The organism is Streptomyces sp. NPDC060198 (assembly GCF_042728415.1).
In the GTDB taxonomy this organism is placed as follows: domain Bacteria; phylum Actinomycetota; class Actinomycetes; order Streptomycetales; family Streptomycetaceae; genus Streptomyces.
The window spans coordinates 1-4,695 of the sequence record NZ_JBHWZJ010000473.1; the positions used below are offsets into that span (position 1 = coordinate 1).

Below are 4,695 nucleotides of genomic sequence, written 5' to 3' on the forward strand. Positions count from 1 at the left end.
ACCCCTGAGGGTTCCGGGCTCCTGCGGCAGCAGGCGCGTGACCGCGCCGCGCTGCTACTTCTTGTTGCGACGCTGAACGCGCGTACGCTTGAGCAGCTTGCGGTGCTTCTTCTTGGCCATCCGCTTGCGCCGCTTCTTGATAACAGAGCCCACGACTACCCTCGCTCACTTCTCATCCTGGTGCGGGGCGTCTGGGCCCACACGACCTACGTCGGCCTAGCCTACCCGTCACTTGGTGAGGGACGTAATCCGAGGGAAAGACGTCAGGCCGACTCGACCCCCACAAAGGATTCGCGGAGGTACTCGTGAACCGCTTGCTCGGGCACCCGGAACGACCTGCCCACCCGGATCGCCGGCAGATGACCGCTGTGCACCAAGCGGTACACGGTCATCTTCGACACTCTCATGACCGAGGCGACTTCCGCCACGGTCAGAAACTTGACCTCGTTCAGAGGTCTCTCGCTGCCAGCAGCCATGACCCACCTGTACCTTCCGCAGGCGACGCGCACCGGCTTCCCCTCCGGTGACTCTTCGTCGTTGTGCGCTCACTGCCCAGATTAGGGGCGGGTGATGCGAGTGGGGAAGAGGTGAGGCGATCGGCCGCCTACTGTGACAGACGGGCCCGATTGAGCACATAGCGCGTCACCGGCAGGTAGTGCTCCGCCGCCACGGCATCGTCCAGGGGCACCGCGACCGAGACCCGCCCCTCCGCCTCGCCGACGAAGAGCGCCGGGTCGTTCACGTCGGCCGGCCCCATGGCCTCGATGCCCAGCTGACCTGCACCGCAGGCCCATCCGTGGTCGCCGATCACCAGCCGGGGCAGCCCACCGGACTCCTCCGCGGCGCTCTCCAGCACGGCTCGCACGGGCAGCGGGGAGTGGGTGTGCGCCCCGGCTCCCCCGCTCGTGCCGCGTGCACCGGGCTCCCGCACGAACGCGACCCCGCGTACGTAATCGAGCCGGTACGGACGTACGCCGAATCGAGTCGTTATGTCGACACGACGGCCCCATGCGGGGGTGAGGACCGTACAGCCGGCCGCCGACAGGGCGTCTGCCAGCCCTGCGTAGAAGCCGGTCAGCCGCTCGGGGTGCCCCGTACCGAACAGGACCGGTGCGCGCCGCGCGGCTGCCTCGGCGAGCCGGGCGGCGAACGCGTCCAGCCGCGCGAGGGTGCGTTCCGGGTCGATCGTGTCCCCACCCGTCACCCGCCCGGGATCACCCGACACCCCGCACCTCTCGGCCATCAGCCCGAGCACCTCCCCCGCGCCCCAGGCCCTCTCCGGGCGGACCCCCAGGGTCACCCGCGGGTCTCCGGCGGCGAAGAGCCGGTAGCTGCGCAGGCTGTTCTCGCGCGAGGTGGCGACGGGCCCCGCCAACCGGGCCGCCAGCAGGTGGGCGCGCAGCGCCCCGGTGCTCAACACCCGTGCCATGCTTCCGTACGAGCCTCCCGCAGGAACCAAAACCCGCGAGCCGCACCACCGTTGGCGTAACGCGCGGACCGGCCGCAACGCCCGACGAACCGTCAGGCGCCGTGTGCACAGGCCTCCTTCAGGCGAGCAGCCCGCGCAGCGGATACGCGGCACGACGCGTCGCCAGCACCGCCTGGTCGAGCCGGTCCACGGGGTCGTAACCGGACTCCCAGGACTGCCAGAGGGGGGTGCGGCCGTCCGTCATCCGCTGGGGGCCCGGCTGCCCGGTGCGGGCGTGCACCTCGTCCCGCCAGGACGCCGGGATCACCGATTCCGGGTCGACCGGCCGGTGCGCCGCGATCCCCACGAGGTGGGTCCAGGAGCGCGGCACCACGTCGACGACCGCGTACCCGCCGCCGCCCAGCGCCACCCACCGCCCGCCCTCCGCGTGCGCGTGCGCCAGTTCGTGGCACGCCTCCATCACGGCCCGCTGCGCGTCCAGCGTGACCGCCAGATGGGCGAGGGGGTCGTCGAAGTGGGTGTCCGTCCCGTGCTGGCTGACCAGCACCTGGGGGCGGAAGTCGGCGATCAGCTCCGGCACCACCGCGTGGAAGGCCCGCAGCCAGCCCGCGTCGCCCGTCCCGGGCGGCAGCGCGACGTTGACCGCCCCGCCCTCGCCCGCCGGACCGCCGGTCTCCTGCGGGAAGCCGGTGTGCGGGAAGAGCGCGCGCGGATGCTCGTGCAGCGACACGGTCAGCACCCGGGGATCGTCCCAGAACGCCGCCTGGACCCCGTCGCCGTGGTGCACGTCCACGTCCACGTAGGCGACACGCTCGGCGCCCAGCTCCAGCAGCCGGGCGATGGCGAGCGCCGGATCGTTGTAGACGCAGAACCCCGCGGCGGCCCCGGGCATCGCGTGGTGCAGACCGCCGGTGAAGTTCACCGCGTGGTCGCTCTCGCCCCGCCACACGGCCTCGGCGGCGCCCACGGAGAGCCCGGCGATGAGCGCGGAGACCTCGTGCATCCCCGCGAAGGCGGGATCGTCGGTGGTGCCGAGCCCGTAGTTCCGGTCGGCGGCGAGGGGATCGGCCGAGGCGGCCCGTACCGCCGCCACGTAGTCCGGCCGGTGCACCAGCCGCAGGGTCGAGTCGCCCGCGGCCTTCGCCGAACGCACGTCCACGGCCCCGTCCAACCCGAACGCCCGTACCAGCCCCATCGTCAGGGCCAGTCGGACCGGGTCCATCGGATGGCCACGCCCGAAGTCGTATCCCGTTACCGCGTCATCCCACATCAACCGTGCGCGCCCGCTCATGCCCGCCACCGTATCGGGCGCCGTCCCCGCCGAACGACCGGGCGTACACGAGCGTCACCAGCACCAGGACCATCGGCACCAGCATCGCTCCGCGGTAGTTCCAGGCGTCGCCGAGCGCGCCCACGAGCGGCGAACCGACCAGGAACCCGACGTAGTTGAAGATGTTCAGCCGGGCCACCGCGACGTCGCTGGCACCGGGGAACAGCCGCCCGGCGGCCGCGAAGGTCTGCGGCACGATCACGCAGAGCCCGAGCCCGAGAAGGGTGAACCCGGCCATCCCGGCCCACGCGCCCGGCGCCACCGCCACCACCCCGAATCCGACGGCCGCCACCACCGAACCCAGCCGCACCACGGCCGCCGCCCCGATCCGCCGCACCCCGTAGTCCCCCACGGCCCGCCCCAGCAGCGTCGTCACCATGTACACGTTGTACGGGACCGTCGACAGCTGCTCCGAACTCCCCAGCACGTCCTGGAGGTACTTGGCGCTCCAGTTGGAGACCGTCGAGTCCCCTATGTACGCGAAGCACATCACCAGGCAGAGCGGCAGCAGCAGCCGGAAGGACACGGAGGCCGCCGCGGCCCCGCCGGCGTCCTCGGCCTCTTCGCCCTTCGCCCCGCCCTCCGTGTACCAACGGCTGCCGATCAGCGCGGCGGGCAGCAGGACGACGACCGCCGGCAGATACGAGACGAGCAGCGAGAGGTCCCCGTGCGCCCCGACCCAGGAGAGCGAGGCCCCGACGATCCCGCCGAGACTGAACACCGCGTGGAAGCCGAGCATGATGCTGCGGCCGTAAGCCCGCTGGAGGCTGACGCCCATCATGTTCATGGACGCGTCGAGCGCCCCCACGGAGAGCCCGAAGAGAGCGAGCGCGACGGCCGCGTGCCACACCGCGTCGCCCGCGCCGACCCCGAGCAGGGCCAGCATGACGAAGGGCTGGGCCCAACGCAGGACGGTCCCGGGCCGCACCCGCGCGACCACCTTCTCGGTGACCACGCTGCCGACCCCGGCGAGGATCGGCACGGCGGCCAGAAAGACGGGCAGCAGCCCGTCGGATATCCCGTACTGGTCCTGGATGGCGGGGATACGCGTCACCAGCAGTGCGAAGGTCACCCCTTGCACGAAGAAGCTGAACGCCAACGAACCCCTGCCGTACCGCAACCGCGCTTCTGTCATGGCGGGAGCGTAGGGCCCAGATCTACCCGTGGGTAGACGGATCAGGCGAGCAATGTGGGGAGTTGGGCCATGTCGGAGAAGTGCCCGGTCACTCCGGTGAGCCGGTCGGCCGGCATCATCGAGGTGAAGCCGTAGACGTCCATCCCCGCCGCGCGCGCCGCTTCGACGCCGAGCGGGCTGTCCTCGATCACGACGCACCGCTCGGGGGCGACGCCCATCGAGCGCGCCGCGTGGAGGAACAGGTCCGGCGCCGGCTTCCCGCGGCCGACGTCCTCCGCGCTGAAAATCCACTCCTCCTCGAACCACTGGTCGAGGCCGGCCTTCTGGAGGCTGACCCGAATCCGCTCGTGGCTGCTGGAGGAGGCCACGCAGTAGTCCACTCCCTCCGCGACGAGCGCCTCCAGCACGTCTTCGACTCCGGGGACGACGACGAGCTCTTCCTGGAAGGCGGCGAACAGCCGGGCGTTGAGCGTCGTCTCGAAGTCGTCGGGCAATTTCCCGCCCGTACGCTCCAGGACCAGATCGTGCACCCGGTGCACGGCGGACCCCATGTAGTCGCGGAGGGATTCCTCGTACGTGGTGGGGTGACCGAGCTCGGTCAGGTACGCGGCGAGGATCGTGTTGGAGATCGGCTCGCTGTCGACGAGCACGCCGTCGTTGTCGAAGATGACCAGTTCGTAGCGCATGGTTCGAGCCTAGACGCTCAGAACGCAGAAAACCCCCGTGCCACAAGGCACGGGGGTCTCCCGGAAAAATTGTTCGGCGGCGTCCTACTCTCCCACAGGGTCCCCCCTGCAGTAC

The 4,695-nt window shown here is 71.0% G+C and carries 6 protein-coding genes; all 6 read right to left on the minus strand.

Features of this window, described 5'->3' with window-relative positions; all coding sequences use genetic code 11:
• Positions 1–54: 54 nt before the first annotated feature.
• The 6 genes from ACFWEP_RS31865 to ACFWEP_RS31890 all read right to left on the minus strand — a co-directional run bounded on the left by ACFWEP_RS31865 (position 55) and on the right by ACFWEP_RS31890 (position 4,580).
• Positions 55–153 (minus strand): 30S ribosomal protein bS22, encoded by a 99-nt coding sequence (locus ACFWEP_RS31865; protein WP_003948845.1) that lies wholly within the window; start codon positions 151–153, stop codon positions 55–57.
• Between the two features lie 110 nt (positions 154–263).
• On the minus strand, positions 264–476 hold the full coding sequence (locus ACFWEP_RS31870) for a helix-turn-helix domain-containing protein (protein WP_014046653.1): 213 nt from the start codon (positions 474–476) through the stop codon (positions 264–266).
• Between the two features lie 128 nt (positions 477–604).
• Positions 605–1,420 (minus strand): phosphatase, encoded by an 816-nt coding sequence (locus ACFWEP_RS31875; protein ID WP_387375358.1) that lies wholly within the window; start codon positions 1,418–1,420, stop codon positions 605–607.
• 127 nt (positions 1,421–1,547) lie between these two features.
• Positions 1,548–2,720 carry an acetoin utilization protein AcuC gene (locus ACFWEP_RS31880; RefSeq protein WP_387375352.1) on the minus strand — a complete coding sequence of 391 codons (1,173 nt, stop codon included), beginning with the start codon at positions 2,718–2,720 and terminating at the stop codon, positions 1,548–1,550.
• Entirely contained in the window at positions 2,689–3,894 is a 1,206-nt protein-coding gene (locus ACFWEP_RS31885; RefSeq protein ID WP_387375354.1) for an MFS transporter, read from the minus strand. The genes ACFWEP_RS31880 and ACFWEP_RS31885 overlap by 32 nt, the downstream gene beginning before the upstream one ends.
• A gap of 41 nt (positions 3,895–3,935) precedes the next feature.
• On the minus strand, positions 3,936–4,580 hold the full coding sequence (locus tag ACFWEP_RS31890) for an HAD family hydrolase (RefSeq protein WP_387375356.1): 645 nt from the start codon (positions 4,578–4,580) through the stop codon (positions 3,936–3,938).
• Positions 4,581–4,695 lie beyond the last annotated feature (115 nt).